This is a genomic window from Pseudomonas sp. JC1203, assembly GCF_056175065.1.
The window spans coordinates 530,814-552,452 of sequence record NZ_JBWCAM010000001.1 but is presented as its reverse complement, the minus strand read 5'-3'; the positions used below and the strand labels follow the sequence as shown (position 1 = coordinate 552,452).

The following is a 21,639-nucleotide window of genomic DNA, read 5'->3' as shown; positions in this document are numbered from 1 at the left end:
TCCTTGGCAATGGAAGCGAGTCTGCGGCGCCTGGATGGGCATTTTATGGAGCTTGTGTGGGGTTTATGTGGAGATGCGCGTCCACGGCAACCATAGCCGCACCTGCACGCCGCCCGGAACGTTGCCGATGTGCAGGCGGCCGCCATGCAGCTGCAGCACTTCCTCAACGAAGTTCAGCCCAAGGCCGGTGCTCTTGCGCCCGGTGGCGGGCCGCGGCAACGAATAGAAGCGCTCGCTCAGGCGTGCCAGGGCGTACTCGGGAATGGCCTCGGCGTGGTTGAACAACAGCAGTTGCTGGCCATCGCTACTGAAGCACAACTGCCCGCCAGCGGGGGTGAAGTCCAGGGCGTTGTCCAGCAGGTTGCTCAGCGCCTGGCGCAGCAGGAATGGCTCACCCAGCACGCATAGCTGCGCCGGTACCTGGTTGCTCACCTGCAGGCCCGCTTGCTCGATGCGTGCGGCCTGGCCGTGCACCACGCTGTCGAACAGCGCGGCCACGGCTACCTCGCTCTCGCTTTCCAGGCCCTGGCGTTGTTCCACCATGGCCAGGTTCAGCAGGCGCTCGATCAACTGCTGCAGGCGCGTGCTTTCGCGGTCGATATTGGCCACGAAGCGCTGCTGTTGCTCGGTGGGCATCGGCCCCTGCAACAGCTCGGCGGCGCCGCGAATGGCCGCCAGCGGGCTTTTCAGCTCGTGGGTCAGGGTATGCACGTAGCGCTCCACGTAATCCTTGCCTTCGAGCTGGCTGCGCATGCGCGCCACCGCGCCGGCCAGCTGCGCCAGCTCGCCGCCGCTGTAGGCCGGCAGCGCTGCGCGGGCGCCTTCGCTGACCGCCTGGGCGTAATGGGTGAGCTTGCGCAACGAACGCGTCAGCCACCACGACAAGGCCGCCCCCACCAACAGCCCGAGCACGATCAGGCCGAGGCCGAACACCAGCAGGCGTTTTTCCGACCGGTCGATGTAGGGCTGCAACGAACGGTTGGGCTTGGCCACGGTGACCTCGCCAATGATGCGCTCGCCATCGAGGATCGGCGCGCCAACGTGCATCACCGATGAATCGGGGTCGGCCGGGTCGCTGCGGGTGGAACGTGCGCCGTACTGGCCGCGCAACGTCAGGTACACATCGTTCCAGCGCGAATAGTCCTGGCCCACGGCCTGCCCGGCGGAGTCGAGCAGCACAATGCCGCGGGCGTCGGTGACGTAGATGCGGTGGTTGACCTGGTTCTTCGCCAGGCCCCAGATCTCGGCCTTGGGCTCGCGTTGGCCATAGGCCTGCAGCACCTCGTTGAGCCGGCTCTGGCCCAGGGTGCCGGCCTTGACGTCGGCGGCCAGGATCTCGGCCAGCAGGTTGGCGGTGTCCACCAGGGTTTCTTCGGTGGACTGGCGTACCCCGGGGCGGATCTCTTCGCGCACGGTGTACAGCAGGAAGTAACCGGCCAGGCCGACAAAGAAGAAATACACCAGGAAAATGCGGATACCCAGGCGCATCAGCTGTGCGCCGGGCTGTAGCTGTAGCCGACACCGCGGTGGGTCTGGAGGGGTTCGGCGTCGGCCGCTACCTGCCGCAGTTTTGCGCGCAGGCTCTTGATGTGGCCGTCGATGCTGCGCTCGTAGCCGGCGTCGCTGGGCACGCCCACGGCGTCCAGCAGTTGCTCGCGGCTGAACACTCGCTCGGGCTGTTCCAGCAAGGCCTGCAGCAGGCGGAATTCGTGGCGGGTCAGGCCCAGGGCCTGGCCGCGGTAGGTGATCAGCACACGTTCCAGGTCAACCTGGAACAGCGCCGCTTCCGCCCTTGGCACCACCCGCTTGAGGATGGCCCGCACCCGCGCGCATACCTCGCGGGGGCTGAACGGCTTCACCACGTAATCGTCGGCGCCGATCTCCAGGCCCACCACGCGGTCGATCTCGCCATCGCGGGCGGTGAGGAAAATCACCGGCACCTCGCTGAAGCGCCGCAGCTGCTTGCAGGTCTCGAAGCCGTTGATGTCCGGCAGGCCCACGTCCAGTATCAGCAGGTCGGCCGGTTGCCGGCGCTGCTGGTCCAGCGCCGCCTGGCCGAGGCTGACCCAGGTGGTGTCGAAGCCTTCACCCTGCAAGGCGTAGATCAGGGTGTCGGCGATGGCGGCTTCGTCCTCGACGATCAGGATGTGCGGCATGGCCTCAGCACTCGGGGTCGCCAGCGGTGTAGCGGCGCGCGGGGTTCACCGCCGCGCCGAACTCGCGCAGGGCCTTGGCGCCGATCAGCAACGGGTAGTTGAAGCTGCTGCGGTCGGTGAGGTTGACCTCGATGGTGCGCTTCACATCGCCCAGGCACATTTCCAGGTCGACCACCGGGCGCTTCGCCACCTCGCTGGTCTCGCCATCCTCTTCCTCGTCGGCACGGCTCTTGATGCGGCTGATGCGCGCCACTTTGTGCTCGAACACTTTGCCGTCGGCATCGCGGGTGGCCAGGCGGAACCGCACCCAGTCCTCGCCGTCGCGCTGGAACAGCTGTATATCGCGGGCCGACAGCGATGCGGTAAGCGCGCCGGTGTCCATCTTGGCCTTGAACGTGGCCCCGCCCATTTCCGGCAGCTTGATGTTTTCATAGCGCCCGTACAGGGTCGGCTCGGCGGCCATGACCGGCAGGGCCAGCAGCGACAACAGTGCGATAACGGATTTCACCGGCGTTTTCCTCAAGGGCAGATGGGCTGCGCGCAGCATACCCAAAAAATCGTGAAACAAATGTCCATAACCATTCGGCAAGGTTGATTTGGTGTTATGCCCCGGCGTCTTTATCATTGCCGGCCACAATTACTCCAAGAGTCGTTTTATGCGTCGCCTGCTCGTCGGCAGTGTCACTACACTGCTGTGTCTGCTCAATACCCTGGTGCTGATCGTCCCGCTGATGATTTGCGCCATGTTCAAGCTGATCGCCCCCGGCCGCTCCCGTGTCCTGGCCTCCAGGGCCGTGATGTGGTTCGCCGAGACCTGGGCCGAAATCATCAAGCTGATCTTCCGCCTGTGCATCTCCACCCGCTGGGACATTCGCGGTGCCGAGAGCCTGCGCGGCGACACCTCGTACCTGGTGGTCAGCAACCATCAGTCGTGGGTCGACATACCCGCGCTGATCCAGGCGCTGAACCGGCGCACGCCGTTCTTCAAGTTCTTTCTCAAGAAGGAGCTGATCTGGGTGCCGTTCCTGGGCCTGGCCTGGTGGGCGCTGGACTACCCCTTCATGAAGCGCTACACCAAGGCGTTCCTCGACAGGCACCCGCACCTGAAGGGCAAGGACCTGGAAATAACCAAGGCCGCCTGCGAGCTGTTCAAGCACCAGCCGGTGACGGTGGTGAATTACCTGGAAGGCACCCGCTTCACCGAAGCCAAGCGCCGTGAACAGGCCTCGCCGTACCGCAACCTGCTCAAGCCCAAGGCCGGCGGCGTGGCCTTCGTGCTGGCCGCCATGGGCGCGCAGCTCGAGCGCATGCTGGACGTGACCGTGGTGTACCCGCAAGGCAGCATTCCAGGGTTCTGGAACCTGCTGTGCGGTGACGTCAAGCAGGTGATCGTCGACATCCGTGCCCGCCAGATCGACCCGGCGCTGCTGGCCGGCGACTACGAGAACGACCCGGCCTTCCGCCAGACCGTGCAGGCCTGGGTGAACCGGTTGTGGGCGGACAAGGATGCGCGAATCGAAGCGCTGCGGCTGGAGCTCGATTAACCGCCCACACCCCAGATGCCGCCCAGGCTCTTGAGCAACGTGCCGCCCACGCCCTGCTGGCCCAGGTACTGCAGGATCACCGGGGCAAACTGCCCGACCATGCTGCTGTCCATGCCCAGCTTGCCGAACGCGTTGTTCAGGTCACTGGTGTTCTTCACGTTGCCCAGGGCGCTGTCCAAGGCGCCCTTGTCAGTGCCCGACTGGCCCAGCAGGCCGCCCAGGCCGCTTACCGCATTGGCGCCAGCCACTTTATCGATACCCGGCACCTGCTTGGCCAGTTCCGAGTAATCGGCGCTGCTGAGCTTGTTCTTGGCCAGGCCCAGCATGGCGCCGGTGCCGCCCACGGCCTGTTCGGGGGTGACGTTCAACTGGGTACCGACGCTGTTCAGCAAACCGGCGGCCTGGGGCGCGGTGCTGCCCTGCTTGCCGTTCTGGATGCTGGACGCCGCGTTCACCGCATCGTTGAGGTTGAAGGCGAAGGCCGGGCTGGCCGCCAGGGCAGTCAGCGTGGCCAGGGTAATGGCGCGCATGGTGTTCATGTAATTCCCCTTGAAACAATGGTCACGGCACGCCTGGGCGCCCGCGAAAGCCTGATTTTGACTCGGTTTGCGCCGCTGTGTTCCAAAAGAGAAATAATTTCGTACAAATTGCATCCGGTCACGCTTCCCCCGCGTATATCAGGCAACGCGGCGCACAGTGGGCTAGGCTCAGTCGGCCACCCACCGGAGACCGCATCATCGATACCGATCCGCTCAGCCAGCTGCTGGCCGATTGCGCCAAGGGCAACCGCCGCGCTTTCGAAACCCTGTACCGCACCAGCAGTGCCCGCCTCCATGGCGTGGCGCTGCGCTGCGTGGGCCGCCGCGAACTGGCCGAGGAAGTGGTGCAGGAGAGCTTCGTGCGCATCTGGAACAACGCCTCGCGCTACGACGCCCGGCTGGCAGCCCCCATGACCTGGATGGTGAACATCACCCGCCACCTGGCCATCGACCTGCTGCGCCGGCGCCACGAGGTGCCGCTGGCCGAATCGCAGCTGGAAGCCTTGAGCGATGACGCCCCGTCGGCCCACGACCAATTGAACCAGGCGCGCGAGGCGGCGGCCCTGAACCGCTGCCTGGATGACCTTGAGGGCATGCAGCGGCAGTCCATCCTCACCGCCTATTTCCACGGGCTGTCCAACGCCGACCTGGCCGTGCAGCTGTCGGCGCCACTGGGCTCGGTGAAGTCCTGGATACGCCGCGGCATGGAACGCCTGCGCAGGTGCCTTGAAGCATGAATTACCAGAACCCTGCCCTGCGCCGCGCGCTGGCTGCCGACTACGCGATAGGCCTGATGGCGCCTGCCGCAAGGCGGCGCTTCGAGCAACTGCTGGCGGAAGACCGCGACTTGCAGGCCGAATTGGCAGGCTGGCAGGAAACCCTGGTGACCTTGACCGAGCCGGTTGCCGAAGAGCCGGTGCCTGCGCGGGTGTGGGAGCGAATCGTGGCACGCATCGAGCCGCAGCAACTGCATGTGCCGCCGCCGTTGCGGGTGCGTGGCTGGCTGCGCGCGGTGGCGCTTGCGGCGGCAGTGGTACTGGCCATCGGCATCGGCATGCTCTACACCGCCGACAAAGCCCACTACAGCGCCACCCTGGTGAGCACCGACAACCAACCGGCGGTGAAAATCCAGGCGCATGCGCAGTACCTGCAGGTGCAGCCGCTGAAACTGGCCAGTGCGCCGGCGCACCGCAGCATGCAGCTGTGGGCCATCCCCGCCAACGGCAAGCCGGTGTCGCTGGGGTTGATGCCGGTGGGTGGCGAGGGGCGGATCATGCTGGATGAAAGCCAGCGCAAACTGCTGGGCGAGCCCATCGCGCTGGCGATCAGCCTGGAGCCGGAAGGCGGTTCGCCCACCGGGCAACCGACCGGCCCGGTGCTTTACCACGGTCAAGTGGTCACCTTGTAGCAGCGGGCGCCCCGCCGCCGGGCCCCCCCCCCCCCCCCCCCCCGGGGGGCCGGGGGCGCGGCCCGCCCCCCCGCTGCTACGGGGCTTACGTCAGGCGGCGCTGAACAGTTTGTGCGGGTCGATGACGAATTTCTTCGGCACGCCGGCATCGAACTCGCCGTAGCCTTCAGGCGCCTGGTCCAGGGTGATGACCTGCACGCCCACTACTTCGGCGATGTTGATGCGGTCCCACATGATCGCCTGCATCAGCTGGCGGTTGTACTTCATCACCGGGGTCTGGCCGGTGTGGAAGCTGTGGGACTTGGCCCAGCCCAGGCCGAAGCGAATGCTCAGGCTGCCCATCTTCGCCGCAGCGTCCACGGCGCCCGGGTCTTCGGTGACGTACAGGCCGGGGATGCCGATCTTGCCGGCCACGCGCACCACGCCCATCAGCGAGTTGAGCACGGTAGCAGGCGCCTCATGCTGGGCGCCGGCATGGCCGTGGCCACGGGCCTCGAAGCCCACCGCGTCCACCGCGCAATCCACTTCCGGCTCGCCCAGCAGGTCGGCGATCTGTTCGTGCAGCGGGGTGTCCTTGGACAGGTCGGCAATCTCGAAACCCTGGGCCTTGGCGTGGGCCAGGCGCACCGGGTTGACGTCGCCGACGATGACGACTGCCGCGCCCAGCAAGCGGGCCGAGGCAGCGGCGGCCAGCCCAACAGGGCCAGCACCCGCGACGTACACGGTGCTGCCCGGGCCAACGCCTGCGGTCACGGCGCCGTGGTAGCCGGTAGGCAGAATGTCGGAGAGGCAGGTCAGGTCACGGATCTTCTCCATGGCCCGGTCACGGTCGCCCAGTTTCAGCAGGTTGAAATCGGCATAGGGCACCAGCACGTACTCGGCCTGGCCGCCCACCCAGTCACCCATGTCGACGTAGCCGTAGGCGCCACCGGCACGGGCCGGGTTGACGGTCAGGCACACGCCGGTGTGTTGTTCCTTGCACGAGCGGCAGCGGCCGCAGGCAACGTTGAACGGCACGGACACCAGGTCGCCGACCTTGAGGTTCTCGACGTCCTTGCCCACTTCCAGCACTTCGCCGGTGATTTCGTGGCCCAGTACCAGGCCAACCTGGGCCGTGGTGCGGCCGCGCACCATGTGTTGGTCGGAGCCGCAAATGTTGGTGGAGACAACGCGCAGAATAACGCCATGTTCAATGCGTTTTCCGCGTGGATCCTGCATTTTAGGAAAGGGAATTGTTTGTACCTCGACCTTGCCGCCACCGAGATACACCACACCGCGATTACCAGACATGCTTTCACCTCATTGTTGTATTTATTGAGATTGCGCGAATCGGGTGGGAGCGGGCTTTGCCCGCCCTCACCCGATTCGCGCCGGTATTACTCCTTACAAGACGACTGTGCGGTTGGCGTTCAGGAACACCCGCCGCTCGATATGGAAACCCACTGCCCGGGCCAGGGTCTGGCACTCGATGTCGCGACCCTTGGCAATCAGGTCCTCGGCATAATGGCTGTGGTCCACCACCTCGACGCCCTGGGCAATGATCGGCCCCTCGTCGAGGTCATTGTTGATGTAGTGCGCCGTGGCGCCTACCAGCTTCACGCCCTTGTTGTAGGCCTGGTGGTACGGCTTGGCGCCTTTGAAACCGGGCAGCAGCGAATGATGGATATTGATGGCCCAGCCATCCAGGCGGCGGCACAGCTCGGGCGACAGCACCTGCATGTAGCGGGCAAGAATCACCAGTTCCGCGCCTTTCTGTTCGATGACCTTGAGCACCTTTCGCTCCTGCGCGGGCTTGTCGTTCGGGTCCAGGGGGAAATGGTAGTAGGGAATTTCGTGCCAGCGCGCCAAAGGCTCCAGATCCGGATGGTTGGACACCACCGCCACCACGTCCATGGACAGCTGGCCAATGCGCTGGCGGTACAGCAGGTCATTCAGGCAGTGGTCGGCCTTGGAGACCATGATCACTACCTTGGGCCGGTATTGCGGGGCGGTCAGCTCGAACGCCATGCCGAACGAAGCACCACGCTCGGCCAGCCCGGCACGGAAAGATGCTTCGTCGAAGCCATCAGGCTGGCGGAACTCGACGCGGATGAAGAAGCGTGCAGACAGGCGATCGTCGAACGAATGGTGTTCGGTGACGTAGCAGCCCTGTTCGAACAGGTAGCGGGTCACCGCGTCCACCGTGCCGAGCACGCTGGGGCAGTCGGCGGTGAGAATCCAGGTGTCGGGGGCGCGGCTCATGGTAGGGCTCCAAATCGGGGGGACTGCGGACGCGGCCTGCGGCCACTGCTACGGGTGTAGCAGCGGCCGCAGGCCGCGTCAGGGCTCAGCCAACAATCTCAAGGCCATACTCGGCCGACGCGTCCTGCAGCCACAGCCACCAGTAATCGGAGAAGCTGCGGCGTACCACCAGCTCCCAGACGTCTTCGCTGGGGCGGCGGATTACCAGCTGCGACTTGGCGAACACAGTGCCCACCGCCTTGCCCACCGGGAAGTTGTCGGGGTGCACGTCGTAGCTGGTCGACTTCATCAGCACTTCACGCACGTTGGCGCCACTGAGCTCCAGCAGGCTTTGCCCGCCGCTGACGTTGACCACGGCGATATGCTGGCCGGCCAGTGCTTCGCGCAGGCGGTTCTCGGTGGCCACTTCCTCACCGGCTGGCACCACCAGCAGCCACTCATCCGGGCCCAGCCATTGCAGCGAGGTATCGCCGTTGGCAACCATGGCCAGGGCACCCGGCAGCTCCAGGCCCAGGGCCTTGAACACGCCACCGGCGAACGCCTGGTCATGGCCGTTGCCACGCAGGGTCAAATGGCCCAGCAGTTTCTTGTCGCGCAGCTTCACGCCGGCGTTCTTGCGGCCCTTGCCCACCAGCTTGTCGAGGCCTGCGTGGTGCAGCGGCGCCTCGGCCTTGGCACCCGAGGCCGGGCGTTGTTCGTATACGTTGACTGTGGTCATGGGGACACCTGTCAAAAATTCAGCAAAAGACACTGGGGGGCTGGCCTGCCAGCCCCGCATCAACGTCAAACGTTCTGTTGTTCGCCTTTGGGGTCGAAGAACACCGAGCTGCAGATTTCGGCTTCGATGAAGCTGCCGTCCACCAGCGGTGCGTAGACCTTCTCGCCCATGCGCTGCAACCCGCCCTTGACCACGGCCAGGGCAAACGAGTGGCCCATGGTCGAGCTCATGTAGCTGGAGGTCACGTGACCGACCATGCTCATGGGAATCGCCTGCTGGGTATCGAACACCAGCTGCGCGCCCTCGGGCAGTACCTTGTTCGGGTCCACGGGGCGCAGGCCCACCAGTTGCTTGCGCTGCTCACGCACGCAGTCTTCACGGTTCATGCCACGCCAGCCCAGCCACGAGAACGGCTTGGTGCGGCCTACGCACCAGCCCATGTTCAGGTCGTCCGGGGTCATGGAACCGTCGGTGTCCTGGCCGACGATGATGAAGCCCTTCTCGGCGCGCAGCACGTGCATGGTCTCGGTGCCGTACGGGGTCAGGTTGTACTGCTTGCCCGCCTCGGCAATCTGCTCCAGCACACCCATGGCGTAGTCGGCCTGGATGTTGACCTCATACGACAGCTCGCCAGTGAACGAGATACGGAACACACGGGCCGGCACGCCGCCCACCTTGCCTTCCTTCCAGGTCATGAACGGGAAGGCGTCCTTGTCCAGGTCGATGTCGGTGACATGGCTCAGCAGCTTGCGGCTGTTGGGGCCCGACAGGGTCAGGGTGGCCCAGTGGTCGGTGACCGAGGTGAAATACACCTTCAGGTCTGGCCATTCGGTCTGCTGGTAGATTTCCAGCCACTGCAGCACGCGGGCAGCGCCGCCGGTGGTGGTGGTCATCAGGAAGTGGTTGTCGGCGAGGCAGGCGGTAACGCCGTCGTCGAAGACCATCCCGTCTTCCTTGCACATCAGGCCGTAGCGGGCCTTGCCCACGTCCAGCTTGGTCCAGGCGTTGGTGTAGATGCGGTTGAGGAATTCGCGGGCGTCCGGGCCCTGGATGTCGATCTTGCCCAGGGTGGAGGCGTCCAGCAGGCCCACGCTGTCACGCACGGCCTTGCATTCGCGGGCCACGGCGGAGTGCATGTTCTCGCCACGCTTGGGGAAGTACCACGGGCGCTTCCACTGGCCGACGTCTTCGAACTCGGCGCCGTTCTTCACATGCCAGGCATGCAGGGCGGTGAAGCGCACCGGTTCGAACAGGTGGCCGCAGTGACGCCCGGCAATGGCACCGAAGGTGATCGGCGTGTAGTTGGGACGGAACATGGTGGTGCCCATCTCGGTGATCGAGATGCCACGGCTGCGCGCCGCGATGGCCAGGCCGTTAATGTTGCCCAGCTTGCCCTGGTCGGTGCCGAAGCCCAACGCGGTGTAGCGTTTCACGTGTTCAACCGACTCGAAGCCCTCGCGGGTCGCCAGTTCGATGGCGGCGGCGGTAACGTCGTTCTGCTGGTCGACGAATTGCTTCGGCGCCCGCGCAGTGGGTTTGTCGTGGGGCACCTGGAACAGCGCCACGGTGGGCTCTTCCTGACGGTTCAAGGCCTTGGGCACGGTGCCCTCGACAATCTTGAAGCCGGCCTCGGCAGCAGCGCGTGCGCCACCTTCGAAACCGTCCGACAGCGCGTCGGCCAGGTTGAACACGCCATTGATGCCGCCCACGCACACACGTTTCTGCGGGGCATCGCCGGGTACGAAGGCGAGGATGTCTTCACGCCACACCGGCTTGCCGCCCAGGTGCGATGCCAAGTGCACCACCGGGCTGTAGCCACCGGAGCTGCCGATCAGGTCGCAGTCCAGCCATTCGCCGGGGCTGGTCACTTTGTGGCCCTTGACGTCGATGGCGGCGACACGGGCAGCGGTCACGTGCTTGCTGCCACGCGATTCGATCACGGCGCTGGAAGTCAGGATGCGAATGCCCTTGGCACGCGCTTCTTCCACCAGGGCGCCGCGCGGGTTGTGGCGGGCGTCAGCCACGGCCACTACCTGCAGGCCGGCGTCGAACCAGTCCAGGGCCACACGGTAGGCGTAGTCGTTGTTGGTGGACAGCACCAGCTTCTTGCCCGGTGCCACGCCGTAGCGGCGCACGTAGGTAGAGATGGCACCGGCGAGCATGTTGCCCGGCACGTCGTTGTTGCCATAAACCAGTGGCCGCTCATGGGCACCGGCAGCCAGCACCACGCGCTTGGCACGCACACGGTGGATGCGCTGGCGCACCTGGCCAATCGGGGCGCGGTCGCCCAGGTGGTCGGTGAGGCGCTCGTGAATGGTCAGGAAGTTGTGGTCGTGGTAGCCGTTGACGGTGGCACGCGGCAGCAGCACCACGTTGGCCAGGCCCTTGAGCTCGTTGATCACCTGCACCACCCACTCGGCGGCCGGCTTGCCGTCCAGGCTTTCACGGGTGTCGAGCAGGCTGCCGCCGAACTCTTCCTGCTCATCGGCCAGGATGACGCGGGCACCGCTGCGTGCGGCAGCCAGGGCTGCGGCCAGGCCAGCAGGGCCGGCGCCGACGATCAGCACGTCGCAGTGCTGGTTGAAGTTGTCGTAGGTGTCCGGGTCGTTCTCGGTAGGCGAGCGGCCCAGGCCCGCAGCCTTGCGGATGTACTTCTCGTACGTCATCCAGAAGGACTGTGGGTACATGAAGGTCTTGTAGTAGAAGCCCGGCGGCATCAGCTTGCCGCCGACCTTGCCGAGAATGCCCATCATGTCGTTATTTACGTTCGGCCAGCCGTTGGTGCTGGTGGCCACCAGGCCCTGGTACAGCGCCTGTTGGGTGGCGCGCACGTTGGGGATCTGGGTGGCTTCAGTGGCGCCGATCTGCAGGATGGCGTTCGGCTCTTCGGTGCCGGCGGCGATGATGCCGCGTGGGCGCGAGTACTTGAAGCTGCGGCCAACGATGTCGACGCCGTTGGCCAGCAAGGCGGCGGCCAGGGTGTCGCCTTCATAGCCGGTGTAGCTCTGGCCGTTGAAGGTGAAGGTGATTTTCTTGCTGCGATCGATGCGACCGCCGCTGGACAGGCGATTGACCTGGCTCATGCTTTGTCTCCCGCGGCCGTGAATTGAGGCTTGGCGCCGATCGGATAGGTTTCGAGAATCTCGTACGTCACCGTGTCACGGGTGGCGTTGAAGTACTGGCGGCAACCGGCAGCGTGAATCCACAGCTCGTGGTGCAGGCCACGGGGGTTGTCGCGGAAGAACATGTAGTCGCCCCACTGCTCGTCGGTGCAGGCACCGGGGTCCAGCGGGCGCGGAATATGGGCCTGGCCTGAGCTGTGGAACTCTTCTTCGGAGCGCAGTTCGCCGCAATGAGGACAGAAGATATGCAACATGTAGGAGTTCTCCTGTAATTAGTGGGCGACCGCGGCAGCGCCGTGTTCGTCGATCAGCGCGCCATTGTGGAAACGCTCGATAGAAAACGGCTTGGCCAGCGGGTGCATTTCACCCTTGGCCAGGCTTGCGGCAAAGACGTTGCCCGAGCCCGGGGTGGCCTTGAAGCCGCCGGTGCCCCAACCGCAGTTGAAGAACATGTTCGGTACCGGGGTCTTGGAGATGATCGGGCAGGCGTCCGGGGTGGTGTCGACGATGCCGCCCCACTGGCGGTTCATGCGTACGCGCGAGAGCACCGGGAACATCTCGACGATGGCCTGGATGGTGTGCTCGATCACCGGGTACGAACCGCGCTGGCCGTAGCCGACCCAGCCGTCGATGCCGGCGCCGATCACCAGGTCGCCCTTGTCGGACTGGCTGATGTAGCCGTGCACGGCGTTGGACATGATGACGCTGTCGATGATGGGCTTGATCGGCTCCGACACCAGCGCCTGCAACGGGTGGGATTCCACTGGCAGGCGGAACCCGGCCAGCTTGGCCATGTGCCCGGAGTTACCGGCGGTCACCACGCCGACGCGCTTGGCGCCGATGAAGCCCTTATTGGTCTCGACGCCAATGCACACGCCGTTTTCCTTGCGGAAGCCAATCACTTCGGTCTGCTGGATCAGGTCCACGCCCAGGGCGTCGGCGGCACGGGCGAAGCCCCAGGCCACGGCGTCGTGACGGGCCACGCCGCCGCGGCGTTGCACGGTGGCGCCGATGATCGGGTAGCGGGTGTTCTTCGAGCAGTCCAGGTACGGAATTTCTTCGGCCACCTGCTTGCCGTTCAGCAGTTCGCCGTCCACGCCGTTGAGGCGGTTGGCGCTGACGCGGCGTTCCGAGTCACGCATGTCCTGCAGGGTGTGGCACAGGTTGTACACGCCGCGCTGGCTGAACATGACGTTGTAGTTGAGGTCCTGGGACAGGCCTTCCCACAGCTTCATGGCGTGCTCGTACAGGTGGGCCGATTCGTCCCACAGGTAGTTGGAGCGCACGATGGTGGTGTTGCGGGCGGTGTTGCCGCCGCCCAGCCAGCCCTTTTCCACCACCGCGACGTTGGTGATGCCGTGTTCCTTGGCCAGGTAGTAGGCCGTGGCCAGGCCGTGCCCGCCGCCGCCGACGATGACCACGTCGTAGACCTTCTTGGGCGTTGGCGTGCGCCACATGCGCTGCCAGTTTTCGTGGTGGCTGAGGGAGTGTTTGAGAAGGCCGAAGCCCGAATAACGTTGCATAGGGGGTTACTCCAGCTCAGCGGTAAACCGGGAAGTCAGCGCACAGGGCGGCGACGTTCGTGGCCACATTGGCTTCCACGTCGGCATCGCCCAGGTTGTCGAGGATGTCGCAGATCCAGCCGGCCAGGGCGGTGCACTGCGCTACCTTGAAGCCACGGCTGGTGACGGCCGGGGTGCCGATGCGCAGGCCCGAGGTCACGAAGGGCGACTGTGGGTCGTTGGGCACGGCGTTCTTGTTGACGGTGATGTGGGCGCGGCCCAGGGCGGCGTCGGCATCTTTGCCGGTCAGGCCCTGGCGGATCAGGCTGACCAGGAACAGGTGGTTGTCGGTGCCGCCGGAGACCACGTCGTAGCCACGGTCGACGAACACGGCGGCCATGGCCTGGGCGTTGTCGATGACCTGCTGCTGGTAGGCCTTGAAGCCTGGCTCCAATGCTTCCTTGAAGCACACGGCCTTGGCAGCGATGACGTGCATCAGCGGGCCGCCCTGGCCGCCGGGGAATACTGCGGCGTTGAGTTTCTTCTCCAGCGCTTCGTTGGCACGCGCCAGAATCAGGCCGCCACGGGGGCCGCGCAGGGTCTTGTGGGTGGTGGTGGTGACCACGTCGGCGAACGGAATCGGGTTGGGGTACAGGCCGGCGGCGACCAGGCCAGCCACGTGGGCCATGTCGACGAACAGGTAGGCGCCCACCTTGTCGGCGATCTCGCGGAAGCGTGGGAAGTCCAGGGTCTTGGAGTAGGCCGAGAAGCCGGCGATGATCATTTTCGGTTTGTGTTCGACGGCCAGGCGTTCCACTTCGTCGTAGTCGATCAGGCCGGTGTCGGTGTCGATGCCGTACTGCACGGCGTTGTACAGCTTGCCGCTGAAGCTGACCTTGGCACCGTGGGTCAGGTGGCCGCCGTGGGCCAGGCTCATGCCCAGCACGGTGTCGCCGGCCGACAGCAGCGCCAGGTACACCGCGGCGTTGGCTTGGCTGCCCGAGTGCGGCTGGACGTTGGCGTAGTCGGCGCCGAACAGCTGCTTGGCGCGGTCGATGGCCAGTTGCTCGACCTTGTCCACGTGCTCGCAGCCACCGTAGTAGCGCTTGCCCGGGTAGCCTTCGGCGTATTTGTTGGTCAAACCGCTGCCCTGGGCCTGCATCACGCGCTTGCTGGTGTAGTTTTCCGAGGCGATCAGCTCGATGTGATCTTCCTGCCGCTGTTCTTCGGCATTCATTGCCGCCAGCAGTGCATCGTCATAACCCTGGATCTGGTCTTGCTTGCTGAACATCGCGGTTCTCCCAGCGGCGGCGCGGCGCCTGTCGTATTGGTCGGGAGCGGCCTTCTGGCAGCCCCCTTTGAGTGCGATGGTAGGGCTGGCGCTTATAGGCCAGATGCCTGCGCGCGCCACACAAAGGTGCGTTAACGACATGGCGTGCAAAAGCCCCTGTAGCAGCGGCCGCCAGGCCGCGTCCCAGGCACCACCGTGCGAGCCGGGGACGCGGCCTGCGGCCGCTGCTACAGGTCCCCATACCCGTCGGCGACACACTGGTTTACAGTGACCGGCTACAAGATCACAAGGAACCGGCCATGAACGAGCAAAGCCAGCAGTTTGCCAGTGACAACTACTCGGGCATCTGCCCCGAAGCCTGGGCGGCCATGGAGCAGGCCAACCACGGCCACGAACGCGCCTACGGCGACGACCAGTGGACAGCGCGCGCCGCCGACCACTTCCGCCGCCTGTTCGAAACCGACTGCGAGGTGTTCTTCGCCTTCAACGGCACCGCCGCCAACTCCCTGGCGCTGTCGTCGCTGTGCCAGAGCTACCACAGCGTCATCTGCTCGGAGACCGCCCATGTCGAGACCGACGAATGCGGCGCGCCGGAGTTCTTCTCCAACGGTTCCAAGCTGCTCACCGCCCGCAGCGAGAACGGCAAGCTGACCCCGGAATCCATCCGTGAGGTGGCGCTCAAGCGCCAGGACATCCACTACCCCAAGCCACGGGTGGTCACCCTCACCCAGGCCACCGAAGTGGGCAGCGTGTACCGCCCCGAAGAGCTCAAGGCCATCAGCGCCACCTGCAAGGAACTGGGGCTGAACCTGCACATGGACGGCGCACGCTTCGCCAACGCCTGCGCCACCTTGGGCTGCTCGCCGGCGGAGCTGACGTGGAAATCGGGCGTGGACGTGCTGTGCTTCGGCGGCACCAAGAACGGCATGGCCGTGGGCGAGGCCATCCTGTTCTTCAAGCATGAACTGGCGGTGGATTTCGACTACCGCTGCAAGCAGGCCGGCCAGCTGGCCTCGAAGATGCGCTTCCTGTCGGCGCCCTGGGTGGGCCTGCTGGAAAACGACGCCTGGCTCAAGCACGCCCGCCACGCCAACCACTGCGCGCAATTGCTGAGCCAGCTGGTGGCGGACATTCCCGGCGTGGAGCTGATGTTCCCGGTGGAAGCCAACGGGGTGTTCCTGCAAATGTCGGAACCAGCCCTTGAGGCCTTGCGCGGCAAGGGCTGGCGCTTCTACACCTTCATCGGTAGCGGTGGCGCACGGTTCATGTGTTCGTGGGACACCGAAGAGGCGCGGGTTCGGCAGCTGGCGGCGGATATTCGCCAGGTGATGAGCTGATCGTCACAGTTTGAACCCGCCCATCTGCCGCGCCAGGTCGTCGGCCAGGCGGCTCAGGGCCTGGCATTCTTCACGGCCGCTGCGCACCTCGCCCGCCGTGGCCCGCGCCAGGTCGGAGATGCCCTGCACGTTGCGGTTGATCTCCTCGGTCACCGCCGTCTGCTCTTCGGTGGCGGTGGCCACCTGGTGGTTCATGTCGCTGATGCGCTCCACCTGCCCGGTAATGGCCGTCAGCGATTCGCCGGTGCGCTGGCTCGACGCCACGCCAGTACCGGTGGCCGCCTGGCCGCTGTGCATGGACGCCACGGCGTGCTCGGCGCCCTGCTTCAGGCGGCCAATCATCTTCTGAATCTCGTCGGTGGACGCCTGGGTGCGCTGCGCCAGGGTACGCACCTCGTCGGCCACCACGGCAAAGCCACGGCCCATCTCCCCTGCCCGCGCCGCTTCGATGGCTGCGTTCAGCGCCAGCAGGTTGGTCTGCTCGGAAATGCCGCGGATCACTGCCAGCACCTGGTCGATGGAACCCACCTGCTCGGCCAGTTCGCTGACTGCACCGGCGGCGCTGCCGATTTCCACCGACATGCCTTCGATGTGGGCAATGGAGCGGCCCACGATATCGCGCGCCTGCAGGGCTTCGTCCCGGGCGGTTTGCGAGGCTTCGGCAGCGCTGCCGGCGTTGCGGGCGATTTCCTGCACGGTCAGGCCCATTTCGTGCACGGCAGTGGCCACCATGTCGGTCATTTCCTGCTGCCGGCCGGCACGATCGGCGGTGTTGTCCACCACTTTTGCCACTTGGCCGACCGTGCCGCGCAGGCGCTCGCTGGTAGCCAGCACCTCGGCGATCATGTCGCGCTGGCTGCCCAGAAAGCGGTTGAAGCCACGCGCCAGGTCGCCCAGTTCGTCTGCGCGCGAATCATCCAGGCGGTGGGTCAGGTCGCCGCCACCACTGCCAATGGCAACCAGCGCTGCGGTTACCTGGCGAATCGGCCGTACCAGCCCGCGCGCCAGCAGCACCACCAGCAACAGGCACACCAGCGCCACCGCCAGGCCAATCAGGCTGGTCAGCCACATGGCCTGGCGCGCCTGGGCGTAGATCTGCGCCTCGGGCACCTCGGCCACCAGGCTCCAGTTCAGGTCGCGCAGGGGCAAGGCCAGGGCCAGGAAGTCTTCGCCATCGCGCTGGAAGCGGCCAGTGGTCAAGCTGCTGTGGCCGAGCACAGCCTTGGCCGCATCGGGGCCGATCTGTTCGGCCAGTTGCCGCTTGCCGCTGAGGTCGGCCTGCGGGTGTACCTGGATGAGGCCGTCGTTGCGCACCAGGAATACCTTGCCGCGCTCGCCGAAACTGTAGTTGTGAATCAGCTCCGACAATTCGCTCATGCTCAGGCCCAGGCCGGCGATGCCCAGGGTCTTGCCGGCCTGCTGCACGCGCAGGTCGATGAACAGCGTCGGCGCGCCGGTGGCGGTGTCGTTATCGATATTGAGGGTGCGCGGCTTGCCGCTGTCGAGGAACTGGTAGAACCAGCTGTCCTGGGGGTTGTTGCGGCTGAGGGTACGGTCCAGGCCTTTCTCGGTGTAGTAATGGTTGCTGCTGGCACTGGCAATCAACGCAGTGAACGCCTGGTGCTGGCCACGCACACCTTCGAGGTACTGAGTGAATGATGGCAATTGGGCACTATTTTCGCCCTCCGCCAGCCATTGCTGCACCAGGGTGTTGCTGGCGATGTCGTCGGCCGCAGTCAGTGGCTTGACCAGAATCCGTTCGATGTCATTGCGCATGGCCTCGATGCTGGCCGGCAAGGCTGTTTCCAACAGGTACGTCTGGGCCAGGCGGTTGACCACCACCGTGTAGATACCCACCACAATCAGGATGCTGACCAGCAGGGCCGTGCCCATGCTGAGGATCAATTGCCATTGAATACTGCGGCGCCACAACTGCATGGGTGTAACCCTCTGAATGTCTACATCGGCAAGACTGCAACAGCCGTGCCGATTGTATACATTACCCAGACGAACGGTTACACAATAGTGCAAAGGCCCCGCCGCCGCTGGCGGGGCACTTACCTTCAGCCGTGGCTGATGGTGTTCTTGATCACATCAACCGTGGCGTTGACTTGCTCTTGATAACGGTTGAGCGCTTCGCTGTGCTGCTGCTGCATTTCCAGCTGCTTGGAGCACAGGTTCAGCGCCGCCAGCACCAGCAACTTGTCGCCGATGAGGGAGGGGTACTTGCGTTTGGTCTCGGCCAACGACGCATTGAGCAGGCGAGTGGCGTCGAGCAGTTTCTGCTCTTCACCCGGCGGCGCCTTGAGCGAGTAGTCATTGCCCAGGATCGACACGACCTTGATCGACTCCTGGCCGGTACTCATGCGCTCACGGCACCAGCGCTAGCGCGCTGAACCAGGGCCTGGATACGCGAAACGGTGGAGGTCTGCTTCTCTTCCTGTTCCATCAGGGTCAGTTGCAGGGACTCGTTCTCTTCCTTGGCCTGGGCCAGTTGAGCGTTGATTTGAGCGTTGTTTTCGGTGAGGACGCGGTTCTGTTCAACCAGTTCGCTGACCAGTTGTTCCAGTTGGCTCAGAGTTGTTTCCAGCATGATGATTTCTCGGCAGGTTCAAAGGGCGGTAACGATAAAGAAAAGTCGCCGCGCAGGCCAGGGTTTATAAGGCCCCGGACCATGAAATACGCTGCGGCGACCTTCCATGGTCCAGCTCCGGGCCGAACCCGAAACAGACCCTGATGGACCGGCATATGCCCATTCGGTTCCGGCCCGGCCCCGCCCCTGCGACAAATGGCCCCTAAAGAGTTGCCCTGGATGACCGATAGGCACTGCAAGTTTCTTCAGAACGCACGGAACGCGCGCCTCCCAACTGGTACCCGCCATGTCCCTTCGCAATATGAATATCGCGCCCCGTGCGCTTTCCGGTTTCGCCTGTATCGGCGCCTTGATGATCATCCTCGGCGTGTTCGCCCTCATGCAGATGGGCAGCATCCGCAAGGCCGGTGAAAACATCGAGACCAATACCCTGCCCAGCATCGCCAACCTGGACCAGATCACCCAGCTGACCCTGCGCATGCGCGTGCTGTCCTACCGCCTGCTGGCCAACCGTGATGCCCAGACCCAGGCCGACACCCTGAAGCTGCTGGACTCGCGCAACGAACTGATCGCCAAGGCCCAGGCCGCCTACGAGCCACTGATCGCCGGCGCCGACGAACGCGCCGCCTACGGCCAGTTGAAGAACGCCCTGACCGAATACCACGAGCTGGAATCGCGCATGCGCGCCGTCAACGGCAGCAACGACCTGGACGCGCTGCGCAAGGTGGTCAACAGCGACCTGCAGGACAACTCGGCAAAGATCAACAGCGCCCTGGACAGCCTGATCACCATCAACACCCAGCAGACCGCCGACATGAACAATGCCGCGGCCGCCCAGTATTCCTCGGCCTTCACCCTGGTGGTGACCCTGCTGATCATCGCTGCGGTGCTGACCTTCCTGTTCGCCTGGCTGCTGACCCGCAGTATTGTCGTGCCGATTGACCAGGCGCTGGCCGCCGCCGAGCAGATCGCCGAAGGCAACCTGACCCGCCCTATCCATGTGGAAGGCCGCGACGAAGCCGCACGCCTGCTGATCGCCATGGAAAAGATGCAGAACAAGCTGCGCGACACCCTGCAGCGCATTTCCGGCTCGGCCACCCAGCTCGCCTCGGCCGCCGAAGAGCTGAACAGCGTTACCGACGAAAGCGCCCGTGGCCTGACCCAGCAGAACCACGAGATCGAGCAGGCGGCCACCGCTGTCAACGAGATGACCAGCGCCGTGGAAGAAGTGGCGCGCAACGCCGTCAGTACCTCGGAAGCCTCCAAGGACGCCACCAGCTCGGCCAGCGACGGCCGCGACCTGGTGCAGGAAACCGTGGGCGCCATCGAACGCATGAGCGCCGACGTGCAAAGCACCGCCGACCTGATCGGCAACCTGGCGAATGAATCCCGTGACATCGGCAAGGTGCTGGACGTGATTCGCGGCCTGGCCGACCAGACCAACCTGCTGGCGTTGAACGCCGCCATCGAAGCGGCCCGTGCCGGTGAGGCCGGCCGTGGTTTTGCCGTGGTAGCCGACGAAGTTCGCGCCCTGGCGCACCGCACCCAGCAGTCCACTGCCGAGATCGAGCGCATGATCGGCAGCATCCAGGGCGGCACCGAACAGGCCGTGAACTCGATGCGCAACAGCACCGAGCGCGCCGAGTCGACCCTCAATATCGCCAAGGGCGCGGGCATGGCCCTGGACACCATCAATGGTGCCATCGTGCAGATCAACGAGCGCAACCTGGTGATCGCCAGCGCGGCCGAAGAGCAGGCTCAAGTGGCCCGTGAAGTGGACCGCAACCTGGTGAACATTCGTGACTTGTCGGTGCAATCGGCCACCGGCGCCAACCAGACCACAGCGGCCAGCGCCGAGCTGTCGCGGTTGGCGGTGGATTTGAACAGCATGGTGGCGCGTTTCAGCCTGTAACATCCGTGGGGGGGTGGGGGGTGGCAAGCGAGCTGTTGAGGCCCTGAAACGCTCGCTGGCAAGCCAGCTCCCACAACATCAATATTCGATCCGCACATCCCCCTTCGGCACGCTGCAGCACGACAGGATATAGCCATCGGCAACGTCCTCGTCGGTAATGCCGCCGTTGTGCTCCATCTCCACTTCCCCACCCAGCTTCATCACCTTGCAGGTGCCGCAGATACCCATGCCGCAGGCCTTGGGAATCATCAGGCCGAGCTTGGCCGCAGCCGCGTGCACGGTTTCCCCCGGGGCCACGCGAATGCTCTTGCCGGCGGCAGTGAACTCCACCTGGTGCAGTTCGCTGGCATCGGGCTCCGGTGCCTCGGCGGCCTGTTCGGCATTCTCCACCGCGTCCGCCCGCGCTTCCGGCGGCGTGGCCCCGAAAGACTCCTCGTGGTAGCGCGACATGTCGTAACCGGCCGCTTCCAGCAGGCGCTTGACCGCGTTCATGTACGGCGTCGGGCCGCAGCAATAGATCTCGCGTTCCATGAAGTCGGCGGCAATCAGCTCCAGCAGCTTGTGGTTCAGGTAGCCGCGGTAGCCCGCCCATGGCTCGCCCAGGCCGTGTTTCTCGCAAATGATGTGCAGGCTGAAGTTGTCGATTCGCGACGCCATGTGTTCCAGCTCGCGGTGGTAAATGATGTCCTTGGGCGAGCGGGCGCTGTGCACGAACACCATGTCGACGTTGGCGTTGGTGTCGTAGAACCAGCGCGCCATGGACATTACCGGGGTAATGCCGACGCCGCCGCTGAGGTACAGCACCTTCGGCGCCGGGAAGTCGATGGCGTTGAACAGGCCCACCGGGCCGTGCACCGCCAGTTCCTGGCCTTCGTGCAAGGTGTCGTGCAGCCAGTTCGACACGCGCCCGCCGGGCACGCGCTTGATGGTAATGGAGAAGCTGTACGGTACCGACGGCGAGCTGGAAATGGTGTAGGAACGCATCACCGGCTGCCCTTCTATTTCCAGCTCCAGGGTCACGAACTGCCCCGGCTTGAAGAAGAACAGAATGGGCTGGTCAGCCATGAAGCAGAAGGTGCGCACGTCCCAGGTTTCCTGGATGACCTTGACGCAACGGACCACATGGCGGCCATTGGCCCATGTCTGGGTGTTTACCGGGCTCAGGAAGCTGTTCGACATGCTCATCTCCACGGCCGACTGTCGGCCTCATGGGGAAGGATTCTGCGTGGGCCGTGTCGCTGTCACTTTCCTATCTGCGACATTCACATGCTTATGG

The 21,639-nt window shown here is 64.8% G+C and carries 20 protein-coding genes and 1 pseudogene; 5 read left to right on the top strand and 16 right to left on the bottom strand.

The window, feature by feature from the left end:
• Positions 1-63: 63 nt before the first annotated feature.
• The 3 genes from creC to rloA2 are packed head-to-tail and all read right to left on the bottom strand — an operon-like array spanning position 64 to position 2,664.
• Positions 64-1,488: a two-component system sensor histidine kinase CreC gene (creC, locus tag AC0SZ7_RS02675; protein WP_475502863.1), complete on the bottom strand. Its 1,425-nt coding sequence runs from the start codon at positions 1,486-1,488 to the stop codon at positions 64-66.
• A complete protein-coding gene (creB, locus tag AC0SZ7_RS02670) occupies positions 1,488-2,156 on the bottom strand; it encodes a two-component system response regulator CreB (RefSeq protein WP_475502862.1) in 669 nt (222 codons plus the stop codon). The genes creC and creB overlap by 1 nt, the downstream gene beginning before the upstream one ends.
• A gap of 4 nt (positions 2,157-2,160) precedes the next feature.
• Positions 2,161-2,664: a retropepsin-like aspartic peptidase RloA2 gene (rloA2, locus tag AC0SZ7_RS02665; RefSeq protein ID WP_475502861.1), complete on the bottom strand. Its 504-nt coding sequence runs from the start codon at positions 2,662-2,664 to the stop codon at positions 2,161-2,163.
• A gap of 148 nt (positions 2,665-2,812) precedes the next feature.
• Between rloA2 and AC0SZ7_RS02660 the strand changes: the two genes are divergently transcribed.
• Positions 2,813-3,700, top strand: a complete 888-nt coding sequence (locus tag AC0SZ7_RS02660; RefSeq protein ID WP_475502860.1) for an acyltransferase — start codon at positions 2,813-2,815, stop codon at positions 3,698-3,700.
• On the opposite strand, the gene AC0SZ7_RS02655 is transcribed toward AC0SZ7_RS02660, so the two are convergent.
• Positions 3,697-4,239 (bottom strand): DUF2780 domain-containing protein, encoded by a 543-nt coding sequence (locus AC0SZ7_RS02655; RefSeq protein WP_475502859.1) that lies wholly within the window; start codon positions 4,237-4,239, stop codon positions 3,697-3,699. The two genes, AC0SZ7_RS02660 and AC0SZ7_RS02655, sit on opposite strands and share 4 nt — an antisense overlap.
• 137 nt (positions 4,240-4,376) lie before the next feature.
• Between AC0SZ7_RS02655 and AC0SZ7_RS02650 the strand changes: the two genes are divergently transcribed.
• A complete protein-coding gene (locus tag AC0SZ7_RS02650; RefSeq protein WP_475502982.1) occupies positions 4,377-4,976 on the top strand; it encodes a sigma-70 family RNA polymerase sigma factor in 600 nt (199 codons plus the stop codon).
• Complete coding sequence (locus AC0SZ7_RS02645; RefSeq protein ID WP_475502858.1) at positions 4,973-5,647, top strand: anti-sigma factor; 675 nt, start codon at positions 4,973-4,975, stop codon at positions 5,645-5,647. The genes AC0SZ7_RS02650 and AC0SZ7_RS02645 overlap by 4 nt, the downstream gene beginning before the upstream one ends.
• Positions 5,648-5,737: 90 nt before the next feature.
• On the opposite strand, the gene fdhA is transcribed toward AC0SZ7_RS02645, so the two are convergent.
• The 7 genes from fdhA to glyA form a co-directional block, all read right to left on the bottom strand.
• On the bottom strand, positions 5,738-6,937 hold the full coding sequence (gene fdhA / locus AC0SZ7_RS02640; RefSeq protein ID WP_027980277.1) for a formaldehyde dehydrogenase, glutathione-independent: 1,200 nt from the start codon (positions 6,935-6,937) through the stop codon (positions 5,738-5,740).
• A 93-nt stretch (positions 6,938-7,030) separates the two neighbouring features.
• Positions 7,031-7,888, bottom strand: coding sequence for a formyltetrahydrofolate deformylase (gene purU, locus AC0SZ7_RS02635; protein ID WP_475502857.1), 858 nt, complete (start codon positions 7,886-7,888; stop codon positions 7,031-7,033).
• Between the two features lie 85 nt (positions 7,889-7,973).
• On the bottom strand, positions 7,974-8,606 hold the full coding sequence (locus tag AC0SZ7_RS02630; RefSeq protein ID WP_475502856.1) for a sarcosine oxidase subunit gamma: 633 nt from the start codon (positions 8,604-8,606) through the stop codon (positions 7,974-7,976).
• A gap of 65 nt (positions 8,607-8,671) precedes the next feature.
• A complete protein-coding gene (locus AC0SZ7_RS02625) occupies positions 8,672-11,689 on the bottom strand; it encodes a sarcosine oxidase subunit alpha (protein ID WP_475502855.1) in 3,018 nt (1,005 codons plus the stop codon).
• Positions 11,686-11,982 (bottom strand): sarcosine oxidase subunit delta, encoded by a 297-nt coding sequence (locus tag AC0SZ7_RS02620; RefSeq protein ID WP_475502854.1) that lies wholly within the window; start codon positions 11,980-11,982, stop codon positions 11,686-11,688. Before AC0SZ7_RS02620 ends, AC0SZ7_RS02625 begins: the two co-directional genes overlap by 4 nt.
• 18 nt (positions 11,983-12,000) lie before the next feature.
• Positions 12,001-13,251 (bottom strand): sarcosine oxidase subunit beta family protein, encoded by a 1,251-nt coding sequence (locus tag AC0SZ7_RS02615; protein ID WP_475502853.1) that lies wholly within the window; start codon positions 13,249-13,251, stop codon positions 12,001-12,003.
• Between the two features lie 16 nt (positions 13,252-13,267).
• The gene (glyA, locus tag AC0SZ7_RS02610) at positions 13,268-14,521 is read right to left on the bottom strand and encodes a serine hydroxymethyltransferase (protein WP_475502852.1); all 1,254 of its coding nucleotides are present in this window, start codon (positions 14,519-14,521) and stop codon (positions 13,268-13,270) included.
• A 299-nt stretch (positions 14,522-14,820) separates the two neighbouring features.
• On the opposite strand from glyA, the gene AC0SZ7_RS02605 reads away from it, so the two are divergent.
• On the top strand, positions 14,821-15,858 hold the full coding sequence (locus AC0SZ7_RS02605) for a threonine aldolase family protein (protein WP_475502851.1): 1,038 nt from the start codon (positions 14,821-14,823) through the stop codon (positions 15,856-15,858).
• 3 nt (positions 15,859-15,861) lie between these two features.
• Here the strand turns inward: AC0SZ7_RS02605 and AC0SZ7_RS02600 are convergent, their stop codons facing one another.
• From AC0SZ7_RS02600 to AC0SZ7_RS02585, 4 genes and pseudogenes are all read right to left on the bottom strand, one after another.
• Positions 15,862-16,590, bottom strand: a complete 729-nt coding sequence (locus AC0SZ7_RS02600; protein WP_475502981.1) for a methyl-accepting chemotaxis protein — start codon at positions 16,588-16,590, stop codon at positions 15,862-15,864.
• A gap of 135 nt (positions 16,591-16,725) precedes the next feature.
• Positions 16,726-17,634, bottom strand: a pseudogene (locus tag AC0SZ7_RS02595) (HAMP domain-containing protein); the annotation flags it as partial.
• Between the two features lie 287 nt (positions 17,635-17,921).
• Positions 17,922-18,224: a cell division protein ZapA gene (locus AC0SZ7_RS02590; protein ID WP_416427245.1), complete on the bottom strand. Its 303-nt coding sequence runs from the start codon at positions 18,222-18,224 to the stop codon at positions 17,922-17,924.
• Positions 18,221-18,451 carry a hypothetical protein gene (locus AC0SZ7_RS02585; RefSeq protein ID WP_475502850.1) on the bottom strand — a complete coding sequence of 77 codons (231 nt, stop codon included), beginning with the start codon at positions 18,449-18,451 and terminating at the stop codon, positions 18,221-18,223. Before AC0SZ7_RS02585 ends, AC0SZ7_RS02590 begins: the two co-directional genes overlap by 4 nt.
• Positions 18,452-18,737: 286 nt before the next feature.
• On the opposite strand from AC0SZ7_RS02585, the gene AC0SZ7_RS02580 reads away from it, so the two are divergent.
• The gene (locus AC0SZ7_RS02580) at positions 18,738-20,363 is read left to right on the top strand and encodes a methyl-accepting chemotaxis protein (RefSeq protein WP_475502849.1); all 1,626 of its coding nucleotides are present in this window, start codon (positions 18,738-18,740) and stop codon (positions 20,361-20,363) included.
• 78 nt (positions 20,364-20,441) lie between these two features.
• On the opposite strand, the gene gbcB is transcribed toward AC0SZ7_RS02580, so the two are convergent.
• The gene (gene gbcB / locus AC0SZ7_RS02575) at positions 20,442-21,542 is read right to left on the bottom strand and encodes a glycine-betaine demethylase subunit GbcB (protein ID WP_416427247.1); all 1,101 of its coding nucleotides are present in this window, start codon (positions 21,540-21,542) and stop codon (positions 20,442-20,444) included.
• Positions 21,543-21,639 lie beyond the last annotated feature (97 nt).